The organism is Rossellomorea sp. ABR4_012 (genome assembly GCF_056159545.1).
This window is the reverse complement of sequence record NZ_JBSWVK010000001.1, coordinates 1,486,254-1,504,853: the sequence shown is the minus strand read 5'-3', so window position 1 is coordinate 1,504,853 and position 18,600 is coordinate 1,486,254. Positions and strand designations below refer to the sequence as shown.

Here is an 18,600-nt window from a genome sequence, read left to right as displayed (position 1 = left end):
GATAATGATTATCATTATGGTTGTCAATACAGTATCAAAGGCTTTCTGCCCTTGATTGTGTCATATTGTGAACGTTTTCTTCCACTTTCACCTTTTTGACCGGCCTTTTCATCTCTTTGAGAATGGCCGGAATGACATTGAACATATAGGCTTTGAACTTGATGAACGATTGGCCTTTTGTCCGGACTTTGTAGGTGATCGGAATCTCTTTCATCCTGAACCCTTTTCGCATGATGTTTAATGTAACAACTTGAGCATAATTATAATCATGGATGATTTCGGCATGTTCCATCACTTGCTTTGAAAATGCTCTCATCCCGGACTGGCCATCATAAATCCAGGTTCTAAGCAAAAGGGATTGTAAAAGGGTAAAGCAATAATTCCCCAGCCGGCGGTGTATTCTCATGCCGTCAATTGTGCCTTTGAATCTCGAACCCATCGTATAGTCGGCTTGATTATTGAATATAGGCTTAAGGATATCCGGAATTTGATCGGCAGGATATTCCCCATCCGCATCGATCATGACACCTATATCAGCGCCGGCCTTCAACGATTCTTTCAATCCTCTTCTGACAGCTGCCCCAAGACCTGAGTTCCTGTCCATATGTATGATAAAATCCGCACCCGCTTCTTTTGCGACGTTAACGGTTTGATCAGTTGATCCGTCGTTGATGACCATCACCTCAACCGTTACATCGGGATGAAACGTTCTGGGAATGTCCCTGATGACATCCCCTATCGTTTCCTCTTCGTTGTAAGCAGGCAGAAAAACAATAACTTTTTGCTTATTCATGATGCTCTTCCTTTCTTTTAAATGCTTCTTCCAATACCGGCCCCCGCGCATGACTCGGGAAAGGGGCTCCAAGAAGATGGGCGATTGTACTCGCCATCGAAACAAGACTATGTCTTTCCTCTACCTTACGTCCCTTGTGAATGGAAGGACCATGCATGATAAACGGAACGAAACGTTCGCCTTCATCGAGATGCCCATGCCCTCCGATACCATCAGCCTGGCCATGGTCGGCACAAATGATCAATGTCGTATCTTCCATCTTTCCCTCTTCTTTCATCCAGCCCACAAAATCCTCAATCAGGCTGTCCGCTTCTTTTATCTTTTGCAAATACTCATCATATAACACACCACGGCTGTGCCCGGTCTGGTCTGTACCGATCATTTGGACGATGAACAAATCAGGATCCTGCTCTTTCATGATATGCTTGGCTTTTTTCATAATGGTGGGATCAGCCTTATCATTGTGCATAACGGCGGTGTACGTTTCTACGTCTTCCCCCATGGAATCCACGAGATGAGCGACACCGAGCAGCCTTCCTTTTTTTCCTACCTTCCGCAATGAATCAAAAATACTTTCTACTTTGACCCCGAGCTTCCACACCATATTGGACGTTATGCCATGCTCATGAGGATAAGTTCCTGTGAACATGGAAGAAAAACAGACGACCGTTCTCGCAGGATAGACGGTTTCCATATTCGTGTATTCGGTTCCTTCTGCTTTCAATGAATCAAGAAAAGGTGTCTCGGCATCCTGAAAACGTTCTTTCCTCATACCATCCACCACGATGACTACGACTCTATTCGTTAGCTCTTCGCGGCCTCCTTCTGATTCAACTGCATATTCTTCATACATCTTCGGCTTCCAGTCGAACAAATAGCGATGGAGAATAAACGTGAACAGGAACAACGCTGCATAAAAACTTAAAATAGTCATGGCAGGGAGCTGCTGACCCGTGCTTAGAAGCGAAACCGTATATTCCCAAATCGACAGCAGTAACAGAAACTTAGGCAGCTGTTCCTGGGCATTTCCGCTTGTTGAGTCACTGTTTTTCAACACCAGCTTCCAGAATCGGGTGAAATTCAACCACGAAGTGCCGATTCGCAGATGATAATACAAGGTCCCCCAGAAGAGGATCGTAAAGAAGAAATACAGCCCTGCTGCAAAAAGCATCAAGGAAAGGTTCCATTCCCAGCCTATAATCGAGTAGGCAACGACAGGGATCCAAAGGTAATTCCTTAAAAACAAAGGGAAGTCATAGATGAAATATAAAACAAATAGAGGAAGTGTAACTGCCAAGCCAATCAGAAAACTCAGCCAGAATGCTGGTGAAGCAATGTCTCCGATATGAAAAAGAAGCATCGTTCCAACTGTGAAGATGGGCGTGAACGGCTTTCCCTCATTCAGTAGATTCCAGCAGCGGGCAGCAAATTTTTCAAACTTAGATGCGCTTTTCATTGAAGTCTCTCCTTTCTCTCACTAGCTTAGTCAATTTCTTAAATGTAATTGGATATTTTATCAGTGCGTAAATACCTGCCGCATACGAGAACAGGAATTTAATCAAATGTGTCACAATGGCCAGCTGCAGTCCTTCCTTCCACGGTATATCGAACCTGTTCAGACCAAAAGCCATGATCGTTTCATAATTCGCCACCCCGCCAGGAGTGATTTGAAAAACTTGTCCAAGAATAGTCAAGCTGTTCACCCATATCGCTTCCAGTGTAGTAATATCGACAGCAGCAGCTATACAAACAGAAAACAGCAAAGCAGCCTCAAGGATCCAGCTCAAAAATACCAGAAAGAAAGAGTAAAAGAACATTCTCCCCTTTGACAGGGAGATCAGGACGTTCCATTGCTCAATGATGAATTCCCGTTTCAAGAGAAAAACAAATACTACAGAAAGAATACCCGCAGCACCAGCCGCTGCGATGACCAGTGGTGACGCCATCCAAAAGGTAAAGGTCATTCCCAAAGAAGCCAATATAAACAGGCTGAAAATATCCATCAGCCTGACAATGATAACAGATTGGGCGGACACTGATTTACTTAAATTCTCACGCTCGAAAAAGATGTAGGAGCGGACAATATCCCCCACCTTTACAGGTAACAAATGATTTAATGCAAGACTGTACCATAACCCATACATCGCACTGGAAAGCCGGATGGAACGGTGAAGTAATATTCGTATGGCGAAACCCTTTAGATAGAAGGATGTGCCATAAAGGCCTGCCCCTGATAAAATGATAAGCGGATGCTCTGCCAGGTTGTCAATCAGAATCAAGAATTGTTCTCCATCCCATCCCATCGCTATTAACCATATAAAGCAGCCTGCAATCCCTATACCCACCGAAAATTTGATCAGTTTATAGAAGATCTTCATTGTTCTTAGCCCATTGGATCGTTTTTTTCAATCCTTCTTCAATGGTCGTTTTCGGAGAATAGTTGAGGTGACTCTTTGCTTTTGATATATCTGAATGAGTGGATAATACATCCCCTAAACGATAATCGGTAAAATCCAGTTTCATTGTGGGAAAAGTATTCTTCAATTCTTCCAATAATTGAAGCATTTTCACCTCTCGTCCACTGCCAAGGTTATACGCTTCTCCATTTCTGCCATGAAGCAGTGTCAGGTGTATTCCTTCCACTATGTCATCAATGTATGTATAATCCCTTCCGCTGTCAGCACCGAATATAGAAATCGTCTCACTTTTCATTGCCATCTTAATGAACTTTGGAATCGCCATATCCGGCCTTGCCCATGGTCCGTATACAGTAAAAAACCTCATGGTATTCAGCTTCATTCCGTACATTCCTGCATACATATGGCAAAAGCTTTCAGCACTCCATTTTGAAGCTGCATACGGGGATACGGTCTTCCCATCTGCATCTTCCTCTTTCAAAGCAGCTCCAGGCTTATCACCGTAAACAGATGATGAAGAAGCGAACAGGAATCGATCTGTCCCTGCTTCTCCACATGCTTCCAATATATTGATTGTCGCCTTGATATCATAATCTACATATTTCAGCGGTTCTTCAATTGAATATGCGACCCCCGGCAGGGCTGCCAAATGAATGACCGCCTCGGGATGGATTTCTTTAATAAGGGCTTTGATCGCTTCACGATCCAATAAGTCCACTTTATAAAAATCTTCCATCGGAAAGTTGATGACCTCTAAATGATGCTTCTTTCTTGCGGCTGGGTAATAGGAATGCAGGGAATCAATAATGATGACTTGATGACCTTCTTTCAGCAGTCTGCCGGCCAGATGCATGCCTATAAATCCCGCGCCGCCTGTCAGTACAATTTTCACGTTTATCACACTCGCTTTTTTACAATAGCTCTAGTTTAGCATAGATATGAAAAGAAGATGACACAAAAATAGAGGCGGACCCTCAGCAAAAGGTCAGCCTCCATTCAATCTGTATTAAAGCTGGTTCAGGATATCTAGAATAGCTTCACTATGCTGTTTTGCTTCGTCACCTTTTTCAGAAGAAACTGCTTCGAACCATTTTTGTGAGTGATCGAATAACTCTTTGGATTTCTCTTCCCCAAGCTTGTTCTTGATGTTCACTTCGAGCATTTTACTGAACATATTACCTTCCATTGCCTGTTCCTTAGCTGAAGCTACTTCACCTTTTTCAAGTGATTCTGTCACTTTCTCATGGTACCCTTTCACTTTTCCTGTAATGGCTTTCGTGTAAAGGCTGTTTACTTTTTCAGCATCGATTGTTGCCGGGTCATTCTCTAAAGAGAAAATGTCATTCAGCTCGGCAGCAGCCGCTTCGTCTCCACCAGATAAAGAACCTTTGATTGCCTGCAGGAATCCATATCCTTCTGCCTGCATGATGGCAAGTTCCTCTGTATTCCCTTCTTCGACTGCCTTGCTGATTTTCTCACCGTAGGAATTAGAAGCCATATAATAGCTTTGATAGATTGATTTATCCGTCACTTGTTTGTATACTGAAAAATCTTCTGCATTTGAATTGGCGATCGCCTCTTCTTGTAAAGAAAGGCCATTTTTGATGTTTTCAACCATGCTTGATTCTCCGGATAGCTCATAGTAACTGTCACGCTTTTCCGCAGTTGGGATAAAGACGTTATCAGCAAGGTATTTTACTTCATCCATTTTCTTTGCTGCATCTTCACCTTTGTCTGCTTTCAGGTCTTCAGCCGCTTGCCCTTGAAGGCCTTTTTGCATTTGATAGAAATAGGACTGAGTCACTTTATCGATAATCTGGCGTGCAACGTTTTTGTCGAGATCCCCTGACTGTCCGCCTGAAATAGCGGCTTCGATCGCTTGTGAAAATTCACCATCCACTTCATTTACGTGTGCTTGCAAATCAGAAGTGTAGATTTCATTCACTTTATCCCAATCGACTTCTTGATCTTCTTTCATTTTCTCCAGTTCTGCTTTCATATCTGAATAGGCTTTAACCTGAGTTTCCGATGTCAGAGCAGCTTCTTCTTTCTGATCTTCATTTGATTTTTCCTTGCTTTCTTCAGCAGACTTTTCTTCTTTCGGTTCGTCTGAAGCACTAGAACATCCTGCCAATACTGAACCCGTTAAAAGAAATGCTCCAAAGATTTTAGCTAATTCTGACTTTCTCATATGTATGTACCCCCAGCAAATAATTGATAATGATTTTCATTCACATTATATCGAGAACGATTCTCAGAGTCAACGATTATTTGAAAATGTATTTGCTTACATCATCTTTCATTAGCCATAAAAAACAGAAAACCACATACAGGACAATACGATTTACATGCATAAAAAAAGCCGAGGCTGAATGCGGCCTCGGCTTTTCAATCAATGCTCATTAAGCATGTTTATTTAATAGTTCTGCAAGTGCTTCTTTCGGCTGGAATCCGATTACTTTATCCACCACTTCGCCGTCTTTAAGGACAACTAGTGTCGGGATGCTCATTACACCATATTTCCCAGCTGTTTCTTGGTTTTCATCAACGTCAACTTTGACGATTTTAACTTTGTCGCCCATTTCACTGTCAAGCTCTTCTAATACTGGAGCGATCATTTTACAAGGTCCGCACCAAGGTGCCCAGAAATCTGCCAATACGAGTCCAGAGTTTGTTTCATTTACGAAATTTTGATCTGTAGCGTTTGTAATTGCCATAAGTATATGCCTCCTAATTTCAATGAATATAGCGTAAGTATATCACCGATAACATTGCTATGCTATAAATCTGCTCGTTGGTAATATACCCTTCCGTAACCGTTCTATTCAAGCCTTCAAAATATTGCTCTTTAAAAACCGCTGTTGATTTCCGTGCAAGACTTCGCTTTCCGCGGGCGGCCGGTAAGCCTCCTCGTCGCTCTGCTCCTGCGGGGTCTCACCTGTCTCGCTTTTCCCGCAGGAGTCTTCGTCTTGCACTCCAATCAACAGCTAGAACAGGTTATATAATAAGAACACCTTTTAACAAAGCAAAAAATAAGGAGTAACCACATGGGGCTACTTCCTTATTTTATTCTTATATTATTCAATTACCCATTCATTTGCTTTTAAAACTTACTGATTAAGAAGAAGCGACTTTAAGCTTTTTGAATTCTTCTGTCAGCATTGGAACAACTTCAAAAAGGTCACCGACAATACCGTAGTCTGCAACGTTAAAGATATTCGCTTCAGGGTCTTTGTTGATGGCTACGATTACTTTGGAGTTTGACATACCCGCTAAGTGCTGGATTGCTCCAGAGATTCCGCATGCGATGTATAAGTCAGGTGTAACCACCTTACCTGTCTGTCCGATTTGTAAAGAGTAATCACAGTAATCGGCGTCGCAGGCACCGCGCGATGCACCTACAGCTCCGCCGAGAACGTCAGCTAATTCCTTCAGCGGCTCGAAGCCGTCTTCACTTTTCACTCCACGTCCGCCCGCAATGATGACTTTCGCTTCAGACAAGTCTACACCTTCACTTGCTTTGCGTACTACTTCCTTGATGATTGTACGTAAGTCTTTCACATCCACAGACAATGAGGAAACATCGCCGGAACGTGACTCATCTTTTACCAAAGGTTCAATATTGTTTGGACGGATTGTTGCAAAGATCAAACCGTCAGTGACGATTTTCTTTTCAAATGCTTTACCGGAGTAGATAGGACGTGTGAAAACAAGGTTTCCACCCGCTTCTTCCAAGTGCGTTGCATCAGAGATCAGCCCCGTGCTGAGCTTACTGGCAAGCTTTGGTGACAAATCTTTTCCTAATGCAGTGTGACCGAAAATGATTCCTTCCGGTTTCTCCTGCTCGATGACAGCCATCAATGCCTGCGCATACCCATCCGAAGTGTATTGTTCAAGCTTATCGTTTTCAACAATAATCACTTTATCTGCACCATACTGGATCATTTCCTGGCCTAAAGCGCTTACTTCTTTACCCGCTAAAACACCGATGACTTCGCCGCCTTCTGCAACGGTTTTACCTGCAGCAATCGCTTCAAAAGAAACGTTACGCAATGAACTGTCTCTAACTTCTCCTAGTACCAATACTTTTCTTGCCATGTTATATACCCCCTGAGTGTTAGTTGATTGTGATTAGATACGTTTCTAAGGAATTCGATCCGAAATTATACTACTTTCGCTTCGTTGCGAAGAAGCTGTACAAGTTCTGAAACCTGTGCATCCAGCTCGCCTTCCAATACCTTTCCTGCTTCCTTCTTAGGCGGCAGATAGATTTCAATCGTTTTGGTCTTCGCTTCTACGTCATCTTCATCCAGATCTAAATCATCAAGTTCCAATTCTTCAAGAGGCTTTTTCTTCGCCTTCATGATTCCAGGCAGAGATGGGTAACGCGGTTCATTTAATCCTTGCTGCGCAGTCACCAATAAAGGAAGTGAAGTTTCAATCACTTCAGAGTCACCTTCGACATCGCGTGTGACTGTCACTGTTTCACCATCGATTTCCAGTTTTGTGATGGTTGTTACGTATGGGATATCCAATTGCTCTGCTACACGCGGGCCGACCTGGCCTGAACCGCCATCAATCGCCACATTACCAGCAAGGATTAAATCAACTTCCTGATCTTTTAAGTATTGTGATAGAACCGATGCCGTTGTGAATTGATCTCCATAATCAAGATCATCTTCTGTATTGATCAATACAGCTTTATCTGCTCCCATTGCCAAAGCAGTTCTTAATTGCTTTTCACTTTCTTCTCCGCCGACTGTCACGACTGTCACTTCCCCGCCATGTGCATCGCGGACTTGGATCGCTTCTTCCACCGCATATTCATCGTACGGATTTATAATAAATTCAGCCCCATCTTCTGCGATTTGACCGTTTTGGATAGAAATTTTCTCCTCAGTATCAAACGTTCTTTTCAAAAGTACATAGATGTTCATTCCTAAGTCCCTCCTAATAATTAAAACATTCTTTCCCTTAAAAAGATTTTGAAAATTTAACCCCTTTGTAGGGGCAGTGCGAAAAAATGATAACGTTTTCACACTGCCCTTGTCTTGATTTTACTATATTAGTAGAATGTTTTCTACCCTTTAAATTCAGGTTCTCTTTTTTCTATGAAAGCTGAAATGCCTTCTTTCGCATCATCTGAAACAAAGACATCGCCAAAAAGGGAAGATTCTCTCATAACCCCTTCATAGAAGCGGTCGTCTTTTGTATAGCTTAATAGCTCGATTGCCGCTTTCATGGCTCCCGGGCTTTTCTTGGCGATCTTTTGTGCCATTTCATCAGCTTTCGCAAAAAGTTCATCTTCAGGGTATGCTTTATTGGCAAGTCCCCATTGAACTGCTTCCGTACCGCTTATCGGATCGCTTGTCAGGAGCATTTCTGCCGCTTTTGCCCTTCCGACAAGTTTTGGCAGACGCTGCGAACCTGCAAATCCCGGTACAAGACCTAATTGCAGTTCCGGCAGGCCAAGTTTGGCATTTTCACTGACAAGGCGGATATGACAGCCCATTGCAAGCTCCAGACCGCCTCCCAAAGCAGCACCGTGAATGGCTGCGATGATAGGTTTCGAGAAGTTTTCCATCCGTTCGAAAACATCCTGTCCTTTTTTAGCAAGCTGAGAAAATTCTTCACCTGTTTCGATTGTTGTGAATTCTTTTATATCCGCTCCCGCCGAGAAGAATCGGCCTTCGCCTTTCAGCAGGATGACACGGACTTCCGTATTTCCTTCAAGTTCGTCAAGGATGGCATCGATTTCTCTTATCAGACCGCTTGCCAGTGCATTCGCAGGCGGGCGCTGAATGGTAACATGCGCTACCTTTCCTTCTAGTGTCCAAGATAAATTTTCCATGTGTCATCCTCCTATACGTAATTAGTTCCTGCCTCCACATCCATGAAGTAATAGCTTGTGTATAGCAGGGACTTGAGCCACTATATCATATTTTTGATCATTCATTACCCAGGTTGTGACGACTTCGTCCAGTGTTCCAAAGATCATTTGACGTGCAAGCCGCACTTCAAGATCTTTGGGAAGTTCACCGGCCTCGATTCCGCTGATCAGTATCTTATCCACCAATTGCAGATATCCTTTTAACACATCGTTGATCTTTACCCGGATATCTTTATTGGACTGGCGGAGCTCCAACTGAGTGACTATTGCTAAATGATGATCTTCTGATAGAAGCTTGCAGTGATTTTCCACCATCACATATAACTTCTCTGAAACCGTCTGTTTTCCTGCTATAACTTCTTCAATTTTTTCAACAAAGATGGACATTTTCTCCCTGAATAAAGATATCAGAATGTCTTCCTTGTTTTTAAAATAAAGATAAATGGTGCCATCGGCGACGCCGGCTTGTTTGGCTATCTTCGAAACCTGCGCCTGATGATATCCATTCTCCGCTATAACGACGACGGCAGCATCAATGATTTGTTTGTATTTCGGTTTATTTCTTTTCATAGATAGTTGACCTGCCTTATCAAAATATGAATGAATGGTCATTCATATTTTTATAATAAAATGGTTGAGTATAATTGTCAAGAAGGACCCTTGTCCGATTCTGTTAAAAAAGAAAGCGAATCTATATGAAGATTCCCTAATTCATTTTAACTTAATTTCTGTTCTTCTTCTATCTTTTTCCGTTCTTCGTCCACAAGCGCTCTTCTCAAGATTTTTCCGACTGCAGTTTTAGGAAGTTCTTTTCTGAATTCATAGATCCTTGGCACTTTATAGGCGGCTAGATATTTCCGTGCAAATTCATCCAGCTCCTTTTCTGTGAGGGTCTCCCCTTCTTTAAGAACCACGTATGCTTTGACCGTTTCTCCCCTGTATGGATCCGGTACTCCCGCAGAAACCACTTCTTGTATAGCCGGATGTTCATACAATACTTCTTCTATTTCCCTTGGATAGATATTAAAGCCTCCCGCTATGATCATATCTTTTTTACGGTCCACCACGTAGAAATATCCTCTTTCATCCATATACCCTAAATCTCCTGTCAACAGCCAGCCGTCTTTTAACGTATGCTCAGTTTCTTCTGGACGGTTCCAATACCCTTTCATCACTTGCGGACCTTTGACCGCAATCTCACCGATCTCATTTGGAGGCAGCGGTTCGCCTGTTTCAAGTGAGAAGACAGCACTATCTGTACTAGGCCATGGCAGCCCGATACTTCCTTTAATTCTTTCTTTATCCCAAAGAAAGTTTGCGTGAGTGACAGGAGAGGATTCAGTCAAGCCGTATCCTTCTACCAGTTTCCCGCCGGTGACTTCTTCAAATTTCTGCTGCACTTCCACTGGAAGGGGGGCACTCCCACTGAGACATGAATCAATGGATGATAGATCATACTTCTTCAGTTCAGGATGATTCAAAATACCGATGTATATCGTCGGTGCGCCAGGAAACAATGTTGGCTTCTGCTTATGGATCGTTTTCAGTGTCGTTTCAACATCGAATTTCGGCAGAAGGATCATTTTATATCCCTGCATGATTGAAAGGATCATCACGGCTGTCATCCCGTATACATGGAAGAATGGAAGAATGCCGAGGATCTTCTCTTCGCCTTTTTTACACTTATACAGCCAGGCATCACACATCGCCGCGTTTGCCACCAGATTTTTATGAGTAAGCATGACTCCTTTTGGAAACCCAGTTGTGCCTCCGGTGTATTGCAGCAGGGCTATATCATTCTCGAAATCAAATTCACCAGGAATCGGTTCAGGTGAAGAGGAAGCCATGATGTCTGGGAATAAATGATTCTGCTCAGATGGTTCCACTTTAACGACTATTCCGTATTGCTTCTTTTGAATGAATGGGTAAATCATGTTTTTAGGGAATGGAAGATACTCTTTGATAGCGGTTACAATAATGTGCTCAAGGTCTGTTTCCTTCATGACTTTTGATACTCTTGGGTAGAGAATGTCCAACGTGAGGATCGCTTTTGCACCCGAATCCTTCATTTGATATTCTATCTCCCTCTCCGTATACAGCGGATTGGTCTGCACCACCACTCCCCCGGCATAAAGGACGCCGTAATACGCGATGACTGATTGAGGTGTATTCGGAAGCATGATTGCTACCCGGTCCCCTCGTTCAATTCCCAGTCTTCTCAAGTAATTGCCAAACTTCAATGCCGATTCATAAACTTCCCTGAACGTCAATTCCTTCCCCATAAAGTGGATGGCCGATTTCGATCCGTAAAGTTCAGCTGCCTCAGTCAAAAAAGAGTGCAATGGTTTCTCCGGTAGTGTCAATTCACCTGGTATTTCTTCAGGGTACTCTGCAAGCCAAGGTTTTGTCATTGTTATCCCTCCTCCAGAATTTTTAGAAAATTTAGTTCTTTTTACTATTATAATATAAGGGGACACCAGTTACAATTTGAATTACCTTTCAACCACGACTTAATTACTACTTCGTTGATTAGAGGATGTAAGGAAACGTCCTTTTAAAAGTTCCTTACTTTAAAAGATATGATAGTAGGCCTTTCCCACATACCTCTAGACTGTTAATCCTTTCACCCCGTCTTATTACCCAACAAATCAACAGCTTCTGTACCATATGACCGAATATTCAGAAACAGGCTTTTTTTTGGAGATAAACGTGTTACACTGTTGGTGAAACGTTTCGATTCCAATTTTGAAAGGGGTATTGAGTTTGAAAAAGAAAATCAGTCTGTTCACTATTTTTTGTCTTATCACCAGTCTCCTGTACATCCCGGCTGTTTCTGCACATGGTAAGAATGATCAGGACACAGCTTTACGCGCTGAATTGAAAGCGATTGCAAAGAAAACGTATAAATATTATGAGGATCACACCGATCCCGATACTGGCCTTACGTTCGATGAAACCCGCTACACCGATGAAGGCAAGAAAAATGCAACACACACCTCACCGACAAATATCGGTATGTATATGATGAGTACTGTATCTGCCCAAGAAATGGGGATCATTTCAAAAGAAGAAGCGGTCGACCGTATCCAAATTACATTGGATACACTAGAATCATTAGAAAAATGGAATGGCTTATTTTATAACTGGTACTATACTGAAGACGGTTCACTGAAAAAAGACTGGGGACAATTCATTTCCCAGGTCGATAATGGATGGCTGTCTGCAGGATTGATCGTTGTCGGACAGGCATATGATGAATTGAATGACCAGACAAGCGAATTGGTCGAGAATATGAATTATACTACTCTTTATGATCCTGAAGTAGGGCAATTCCGGGGAGGATACGATGTCGCTCAGGGAAAAATGACGGATCATCATTATGGTCTCCTCTATACAGAACCGCGCGTGGCAAGTTATATTTCAATCGGTAAAGGCGATGTCCCGAGCGAGCACTGGTGGAAAATGGAGCGCACCATTCCAGCCGAATTGGATTGGCAGTCTCAAGTCCCTCAGGGTGAGTATGCTGAATATGACGGTGTTTCCGTATTCGAGGGCCACTATGAATACAATGGAGTGAAATTTGTTCCAAGCTGGGGAGGCAGTATGTTCGAAGCTCTGATGCCTGGCATCGTATTAAAAGAAAAAGAAATTGGCAAACAGGCACTGGGACTGAATAATAAGCGACACGTCGAACTTCAGATCCAATATGCCAAAGATAAAGGATACAAAGCGTGGGGCTTCTCACCAGCCGCGTCACCAGACGGCTACAGTGAATTTGCCGCTACGCCGCTTGGAACTTCCGGCTACAGCGACAAAGCAACCGTCACAGCTCATGCGACTTTCCTCGCTCTTGAATATGCTCCAGACGAAGTGCGCAAAAACATCAAAGCGTTAAAAGAAATGAATACTTACGGAAAATATGGCTTTTATGATTCCGTCAACGTCGAAACAGGTGAAATTGCGAAAGCTTATCTGGCACTCGATCAAGGGATGATCATGGTGTCAATCGCAAATTATTTAAAAGATGGAGTGATCCGTGATCACTTCCATCAGGATCCGATCGGCAAGAACCCTGAAGAGCTGCTGAAGAAGGAAGCTTTTTCAATTCAATGATGTAATTGAAGTGGAATCCGGGAGAAAAGTATTTTAGTTTAATAAAACCCGAACTAATTTGACTTTAAGGATTCAAATTAGTTCGGGCTTTTTTTTAGTTTTATGCTTGTTCCAGCGGTTGATTGGAGTGCAAAACGTAGACTCCTGCGGGAAAAGCGAGTTAGGTGAGACCCCGCAGGAGCTAATGCGACGAGGAGGCTCACCAACCGCCCGCGGAAAGCGAAGTCTTGCACGGAAATCATTAGCGGTAATAAGAGCGCACATAAAAAGACTGCCTCATCCAACGAGACAGTCCTCCTGCTAAGCAAAAAACACCATATAAATAACACCGACCATGATAAACCCTGCACATAAAACAAGTAACACTTTCGCTAATGTTTCCATAATTCCTCTCCTTAAGAAATCCCTGCTCCTATGACAAACGATAATCCGACTGAAATGACGAGTGAAATGAAACCGACCGCCCGGTTATCATTTGCAATTTCTTCATCTATTTTGAACTTCGGGGTCAAAAATTCATAAATGAAATAGCCGATCAGCAGCAGGAAAAAACCAAATACCCCCCAACCGATCGTTGCAAGGATCGTCTCATGCTGCTGAATGGAATGCCGGAAAATATTCGCAATCCCGAATATTTTCCCACCTGTAGCCATTGCCACGGCCAGGTTGCCTTTTTTGATCTCTTCCCAATTTTTATATTTTGTGACCAATTCGAATACAGTTAAGAAAAGGATGAGACATAGTATGACAACACTATAATTTCCTGCTGTTTGAATGTATTCATTCTCCCAAAAATTCTCCATTTCCCTGCTCCCTTTTCTTCCTTATTTAAACTTAACTACCGTGACACCCGTTCCACCTTCACCGGCATCCCCGAAACGGATCCCTTTGACCGCCCGATGATTTCTTAAATATTCTTGAACACCTTGTCTTAGAGCCCCGGTTCCTTTTCCATGGATGATCGACACTTGAGGATATCCGGCGAGAAGAGCATCATCGATATACTTCTCAACCCTTGAGATGGCATTATCGAATCGTTCCCCTCTTAAATCAAGCTCGACATTTACGTGAAAATCTTTTCCTTTAACCACAGCCAACGGCTTGGTTTCAACCTTTTGCTGCGTTTGGATGAATTCAAGGTCGGATTCTTTTACTTTCATTTTCATGATCCCCATTTGAACCTGCCACTCTTTGTCGGACACTCGTTCAACGAGGTGGCCTTTCTGGTCAAAGCTCAATACCTTAACTTCGTCTCCCGGATGCAGCTCACGTTTTGTGCTCTGCGCAACCTTACTCTTTTGTCGAGATGACTTAGGAAGGGATGGTGCTGCTTCCTCCAGCTGCTTTCTGGCTTCTATCAGTTCGTGCTCCTTGATTTGAGCAGATTTTTCCTTCTGCATTCTTCGCAAGTCTTTGATGACCTGCTCTGCTTCTTCTTTCGCTTTTTCAACCACTGTTTCGGCTTTTTGCTGAGCTTTTTCAAACATTAGATCTTTCTTTTCGTAGTACTCCATCATTTGCTTTTGCATGTCTTTATGCATTTTCTCTGCTTGTTTTAACAGCTCATGGGCTTCTTCCAATTCTTTTTCACCCTGGCGTCTGCTTTCTTCCAAAGAGGCGATCATGTTTTCGACTTCTTTACTGTCTGTGCCGATATGTGATTTGGCCCTATGGATGACGGTGTCCGATAAGCCAAGGCGTTTAGAAATGTCGAACGCGTTACTTCTTCCCGGTACACCCAACAGTAGTTTATAGGTCGGGCTCAATGTCTCAACGTCAAACTCGACGCTTGCATTGACGACACCTTCCCGGTTATAGCCATATGCTTTTAATTCGGGGTAGTGGGTTGTCGCCAGCACTCTTGCCCCTTTGCCATGGACTTCATCAAGGATGGAGATGGCAAGTGCGGCACCTTCCTGAGGGTCGGTACCTGCTCCCAGCTCATCAAATAAGACAAGACTCTCATGATTCACTTTAGTTAGAATTTCCACGATGTTGACCATATGAGAGGAGAATGTACTTAGACTTTGTTCGATCGATTGTTCATCTCCGATATCTGCATAGATGGAACGGAAGATTCCCACCTCGGATCCATCCAGCGCAGGGATCGGAAGGCCTGCCTGCGCCATGATGTTCGTTAGCCCAAGCGTTTTAAGTGTGACAGTTTTTCCTCCTGTATTCGGACCTGTGATGACGATGGATGAAAATTCATTGCCTAATTCAATATCATTGGCGACTGCTTCCTCTATCGGCAATAACGGGTGGCGGGCTTTATTCAATTTGATGCGCCTTTCGTTATTGATGATCGGTTTCGAACCCTTGATGGATTGGCCGAATTTTGCTTTTGTGAACATAAAATCAATATCTGATAAGACACTTACGATTAACAGCAATTCTTCTCCTGATTCTTGTACTTTTTGAGAAAGGGCAAGAAGGATTTTTTCAATCTCATTCTGTTCTTTCAACCGCAGCTCGCGAAGTTGATTATTTAATTGAACAATCGCTTCCGGTTCGATGAATAGGGTCTGACCGGAAGACGACTGATCATGGATGATCCCTCCGTAGTGACCTCTGTATTCCTGCTTTACAGGGATGACGTAACGATCATTTCGGATGGTGATGATGGCATCAGATAACATCTTGGACGCATTGGAAGAACGTATCATGCGCTCGAGCTTTTCCCTGATCCTTCCTTCATTCGCACGAAGCTGTGTACGGATCGTGCGCAATGTGTCGCTTGCAGAGTCGAGGATTTCACCGTTATCATCCACGACATTGCGAATCTCCTGCTCTAAATGGGGCAGCGGTATCACTGTATCTAATTTAGCCTGCAGAAGGGGAATGGAAACTTCATCGTCCACTAATTCTTCCACAAACGTCTTAAGTTTTCTGCTCGCACGTATCGTGCTGCCTACCTGCACCAATTCACCTGGAGAGAGCATTCCTCCGATTCCGGCACGTTTCACGTGTGGACGGATATCAAAGATTCCCCCTAAAGGTGCATGGCCTTTCAAACGAAGGATCGTCATCGCTTCATCGGTTTCCTCGTGCATACCGGTAATTTCTTCAAAATCAATGGATGGAGTCAGTGCTGCAACCCTTGCATGACCGAGTGCAGATGCAGCAAACTCTTTTAACAATTCCTTTATTTTATCAAATTCCAATGTTTTCAGTACTTTAGAATTCACAGACTTTATTCCACCTTTTATAAGAAGAGCGCAAGCGCCTAGTTCAGCCCCGACAAGCGCTTTAGGGCCGCCTGGTGAAGTCGTTCTATGACTTCACCGGGCGGACCGAAACGTCTCGAGGGTCTTGGCGCTGGAGCTGGCACTTTCTCAAATTTAGTAATGTTTTTATGCCTTAATTAATCAATTATTCCTTCTTAAGAAATTCAATAGTTCTTCTTTGCCCCATGTATTAATGACGGTTTCTTTCTTGATCCAGCCTTTTCTTGCGGTAGCCACACCTATATTCATGAACTCAAGATGTTCATGGCTGTGTGCATCGGTATTGATAAAAAGTTTTACACCGTTGTCCTGGGCTTTCCGTATATTTTCGGCAGAGAGATCGAGCCTGTTTGGATTCGCATTCAGCTCCAGCGCCGTATCCGTTTCTTTTGCCAGCTCGATTAGCAGATCCATGTCTACATCGTACCCTTCTCTCCGACCGATGATTCTTCCTGTCGGGTGGGCGATGACATCGACATGCGCACTATGGAGTGCATTTATGAGGCGTTCCATGATTTTTTCCTGCGATTGTGAAAAGCTTGAATGGATGGAAGCGATGACGACATCGACTTTTTCAAGGATTTCATCACCATAATCAAGGGTGCCGTCCGGAAGGATATCCATTTCGATTCCCGACAGTACTTCAATCTCGTCATACTTCTCATTGATTTGCTTGATTTCCTCTATTTGTTTCAACAGGCGTTCATCCGTCAGGCCGTTTGCCACACGTAAATATTTGGAGTGATCGGTGATGGCCATATATTGATAGCCTTTGGCAATACATGCCTGTACCATTTCATCAATGGAATAGGCTCCATCCGACCATGTGGTATGCATGTGCAAATCACCTTTGATATGCGTAGATTCAATCAAGTCATAGCCTTTATGGTACTCATCGACTTCCTTCCCGTCTTCCCTTAGTTCAGGCGGAATGAGCGGAAGATTGAAGTGGGAATAAAATTCTTCTTCGGTCTCGAACGTTTTGATCTCTCCTGTTTCACTATTTTCTACGCCGTACTCGCTTATTTTCTCTCCGCGTTCTTTTGCCAGCTGCCTCATCCGGACATTATGCTCTTTAGATCCGGTGAAATGGTGGAGCGTGGTCGCGAATTCTTCCGGTTTTACAATACGAAAATCGATGCTGACATCCCATTTGTATTGAAGGGTCAGTGAAACTTTTGTTTCGCCCGCTGCGATCGTCTCCACAATATTGGGCAGCTTTAGTAACGCGTCCTTTACCTTCTTCGGTTCCTCTGTTGAAATGATGAAATCCAAGTCCTTGATCGTTTCCCGCATCCTTCTTAAACTTCCCGCTCTTGAGTAGGTGCCTATTTCCTGTATATTGGTTAAATGAGCTTCGATTTCTTCCGCTATGCCAGTCATGAACGCAATAGGCAGACGGTCCGGACGTTTACCTGCCTGAGCGATCGCAGCCAGTATCTTCTCCTCTGTCTTCTTGCCGAACCCTGGAAGACCCTGGACTTTCTCCGAACGGCAGGCTTCCTCTAAATCTTCAATCCCTTCAACACCTAGCTCGCTATACAGTTTGGCGATCTTCTTGCCTCCGAGCCCGGGAAGCTGAAGAAGAGGGATCAATCCCTCGGGCACTTCTGACTTCAGTTCCTCAAGAACAGAAGACGAACCTTCGTTAATGTACTCTTCTATGACCCCCGCTGTTCCTTTGCCGATTCCGCTCAGTTTGGTAAAATCACTGATATCACTTAAACTGCGGTCGTCATTTTCCAGCGCAAGGGCCGCTTTTCTGTATGCTGATATTTTAAAAGAGTTTTCACCCTTAAGTTCCATATAAATAGCTATCGTTTCCAACAATTTGATAATATCCTTCTTATTCATCCCATTCACCTGCTTCTCTCTATATAAATAGGTAATCCCGTCATACTTCTCTTATTATATAGTAGCAAAATAACCAAAAAAAGAAAGCGATGCACCTGGAATCCGTTTGATTTTTGGCTTATTCCGTCAGTATGGAAAGACCCTGAAGCATAAATACATTTATGCTTCAGGGTCTTTCCATACTGACGAATTTTCAGCTTCGCTGAAAAGCGAGTGAAACATTCGTTTCACTCGATAAGCCAAAAATCAGGACTCTTACCTTAAAAAAAGCTGACTTTTCAAGGAAGAGCGATGATGTTAAGAGTA

The 18,600-nt window shown here is 43.3% G+C and carries 15 protein-coding genes and 1 pseudogene; 1 reads left to right on the top strand and 15 read right to left on the bottom strand.

The genetic code is table 11. The features are described from left to right. Window positions 1–34: 34 nt before the first annotated feature. From ACXAFV_RS07310 to ACXAFV_RS07255, 12 genes and pseudogenes are all read right to left on the bottom strand, one after another. Window positions 35–793, bottom strand: a complete 759-nt coding sequence (locus ACXAFV_RS07310; RefSeq protein ID WP_475125428.1) for a glycosyltransferase family 2 protein — start codon at window positions 791–793, stop codon at window positions 35–37. Beyond that, window positions 786–2,249 carry an alkaline phosphatase family protein gene (locus ACXAFV_RS07305; protein ID WP_475125427.1) on the bottom strand — a complete coding sequence of 488 codons (1,464 nt, stop codon included), beginning with the start codon at window positions 2,247–2,249 and terminating at the stop codon, window positions 786–788. Before ACXAFV_RS07305 ends, ACXAFV_RS07310 begins: the two co-directional genes overlap by 8 nt. Next, window positions 2,233–3,171, bottom strand: coding sequence for a lysylphosphatidylglycerol synthase transmembrane domain-containing protein (locus tag ACXAFV_RS07300; RefSeq protein ID WP_475125425.1), 939 nt, complete (start codon window positions 3,169–3,171; stop codon window positions 2,233–2,235). Before ACXAFV_RS07300 ends, ACXAFV_RS07305 begins: the two co-directional genes overlap by 17 nt. Continuing rightward, window positions 3,155–4,102, bottom strand: a complete 948-nt coding sequence (locus ACXAFV_RS07295; protein ID WP_475125424.1) for an NAD-dependent epimerase/dehydratase family protein — start codon at window positions 4,100–4,102, stop codon at window positions 3,155–3,157. Before ACXAFV_RS07295 ends, ACXAFV_RS07300 begins: the two co-directional genes overlap by 17 nt. A 114-nt stretch (window positions 4,103–4,216) precedes the next feature. Continuing rightward, window positions 4,217–5,401, bottom strand: a complete 1,185-nt coding sequence (locus tag ACXAFV_RS07290; protein WP_475125422.1) for a hypothetical protein — start codon at window positions 5,399–5,401, stop codon at window positions 4,217–4,219. A gap of 211 nt (window positions 5,402–5,612) precedes the next feature. Continuing rightward, window positions 5,613–5,927, bottom strand: a complete 315-nt coding sequence (gene trxA, locus ACXAFV_RS07285) for a thioredoxin (protein ID WP_058297920.1) — start codon at window positions 5,925–5,927, stop codon at window positions 5,613–5,615. A 19-nt stretch (window positions 5,928–5,946) separates the two neighbouring features. Then, a pseudogene (locus tag ACXAFV_RS07280) lies at window positions 5,947–6,194 on the bottom strand (hypothetical protein). A gap of 133 nt (window positions 6,195–6,327) precedes the next feature. Next, window positions 6,328–7,308: an electron transfer flavoprotein subunit alpha/FixB family protein gene (locus ACXAFV_RS07275; RefSeq protein ID WP_475125421.1), complete on the bottom strand. Its 981-nt coding sequence runs from the start codon at window positions 7,306–7,308 to the stop codon at window positions 6,328–6,330. Between the two features lie 65 nt (window positions 7,309–7,373). Further along, a complete protein-coding gene (locus ACXAFV_RS07270; RefSeq protein ID WP_446243845.1) occupies window positions 7,374–8,147 on the bottom strand; it encodes an electron transfer flavoprotein subunit beta/FixA family protein in 774 nt (257 codons plus the stop codon). 143 nt (window positions 8,148–8,290) lie between these two features. Further along, the gene (locus ACXAFV_RS07265) at window positions 8,291–9,061 is read right to left on the bottom strand and encodes an enoyl-CoA hydratase (RefSeq protein WP_475125420.1); all 771 of its coding nucleotides are present in this window, start codon (window positions 9,059–9,061) and stop codon (window positions 8,291–8,293) included. Window positions 9,062–9,082: 21 nt separating this feature from the next. Beyond that, window positions 9,083–9,670, bottom strand: coding sequence for a TetR/AcrR family transcriptional regulator (locus ACXAFV_RS07260; RefSeq protein WP_446243847.1), 588 nt, complete (start codon window positions 9,668–9,670; stop codon window positions 9,083–9,085). 146 nt (window positions 9,671–9,816) lie between these two features. Further along, on the bottom strand, window positions 9,817–11,511 hold the full coding sequence (locus ACXAFV_RS07255; protein ID WP_475125419.1) for an AMP-binding protein: 1,695 nt from the start codon (window positions 11,509–11,511) through the stop codon (window positions 9,817–9,819). Window positions 11,512–11,863: 352 nt separating this feature from the next. Here ACXAFV_RS07255 and ACXAFV_RS07250 point away from each other — a divergent pair, with 352 nt between their 5' ends. Continuing rightward, window positions 11,864–13,213, top strand: a complete 1,350-nt coding sequence (locus ACXAFV_RS07250) for a glucoamylase family protein (RefSeq protein ID WP_475125418.1) — start codon at window positions 11,864–11,866, stop codon at window positions 13,211–13,213. A 395-nt stretch (window positions 13,214–13,608) separates the two neighbouring features. Here the strand turns inward: ACXAFV_RS07250 and ACXAFV_RS07245 are convergent, their stop codons facing one another. The 3 genes from ACXAFV_RS07245 to polX all read right to left on the bottom strand — a co-directional run bounded on the left by ACXAFV_RS07245 (window position 13,609) and on the right by polX (window position 18,294). Then, window positions 13,609–14,016, bottom strand: a complete 408-nt coding sequence (locus ACXAFV_RS07245; protein WP_175990825.1) for a DUF350 domain-containing protein — start codon at window positions 14,014–14,016, stop codon at window positions 13,609–13,611. Between the two features lie 21 nt (window positions 14,017–14,037). After that, on the bottom strand, window positions 14,038–16,401 hold the full coding sequence (locus ACXAFV_RS07240; RefSeq protein WP_475125417.1) for an endonuclease MutS2: 2,364 nt from the start codon (window positions 16,399–16,401) through the stop codon (window positions 14,038–14,040). 180 nt (window positions 16,402–16,581) lie between these two features. Further along, entirely contained in the window at window positions 16,582–18,294 is a 1,713-nt protein-coding gene (gene polX / locus ACXAFV_RS07235; protein WP_475125416.1) for a DNA polymerase/3'-5' exonuclease PolX, read from the bottom strand. Between the last annotated feature and the right edge of the window lie 306 nt (window positions 18,295–18,600).

Coding starts and splice junctions, on each gene's coding strand:
- trxA (WP_058297920.1), bottom strand. CDS start 5,927: ATGGCAATTACAAACGCTACAGATCAAAATTTCGTAAATGAAACAAAC.
- ACXAFV_RS07260 (WP_446243847.1), bottom strand. CDS start 9,670: ATGAAAAGAAATAAACCGAAATACAAACAAATCATTGATGCTGCCGTC.
- ACXAFV_RS07255 (WP_475125419.1), bottom strand. CDS start 11,511: ATGACAAAACCTTGGCTTGCAGAGTACCCTGAAGAAATACCAGGTGAA.
- ACXAFV_RS07290 (WP_475125422.1), bottom strand. CDS start 5,401: ATGAGAAAGTCAGAATTAGCTAAAATCTTTGGAGCATTTCTTTTAACG.
- ACXAFV_RS07310 (WP_475125428.1), bottom strand. CDS start 793: ATGAATAAGCAAAAAGTTATTGTTTTTCTGCCTGCTTACAACGAAGAG.
- polX (WP_475125416.1), bottom strand. CDS start 18,294: ATGAATAAGAAGGATATTATCAAATTGTTGGAAACGATAGCTATTTAT.
- ACXAFV_RS07300 (WP_475125425.1), bottom strand. CDS start 3,171: ATGAAGATCTTCTATAAACTGATCAAATTTTCGGTGGGTATAGGGATT.
- ACXAFV_RS07270 (WP_446243845.1), bottom strand. CDS start 8,147: ATGAACATCTATGTACTTTTGAAAAGAACGTTTGATACTGAGGAGAAA.
- ACXAFV_RS07265 (WP_475125420.1), bottom strand. CDS start 9,061: ATGGAAAATTTATCTTGGACACTAGAAGGAAAGGTAGCGCATGTTACC.
- ACXAFV_RS07305 (WP_475125427.1), bottom strand. CDS start 2,249: ATGAAAAGCGCATCTAAGTTTGAAAAATTTGCTGCCCGCTGCTGGAAT.
- ACXAFV_RS07245 (WP_175990825.1), bottom strand. CDS start 14,016: ATGGAGAATTTTTGGGAGAATGAATACATTCAAACAGCAGGAAATTAT.
- ACXAFV_RS07275 (WP_475125421.1), bottom strand. CDS start 7,308: ATGGCAAGAAAAGTATTGGTACTAGGAGAAGTTAGAGACAGTTCATTG.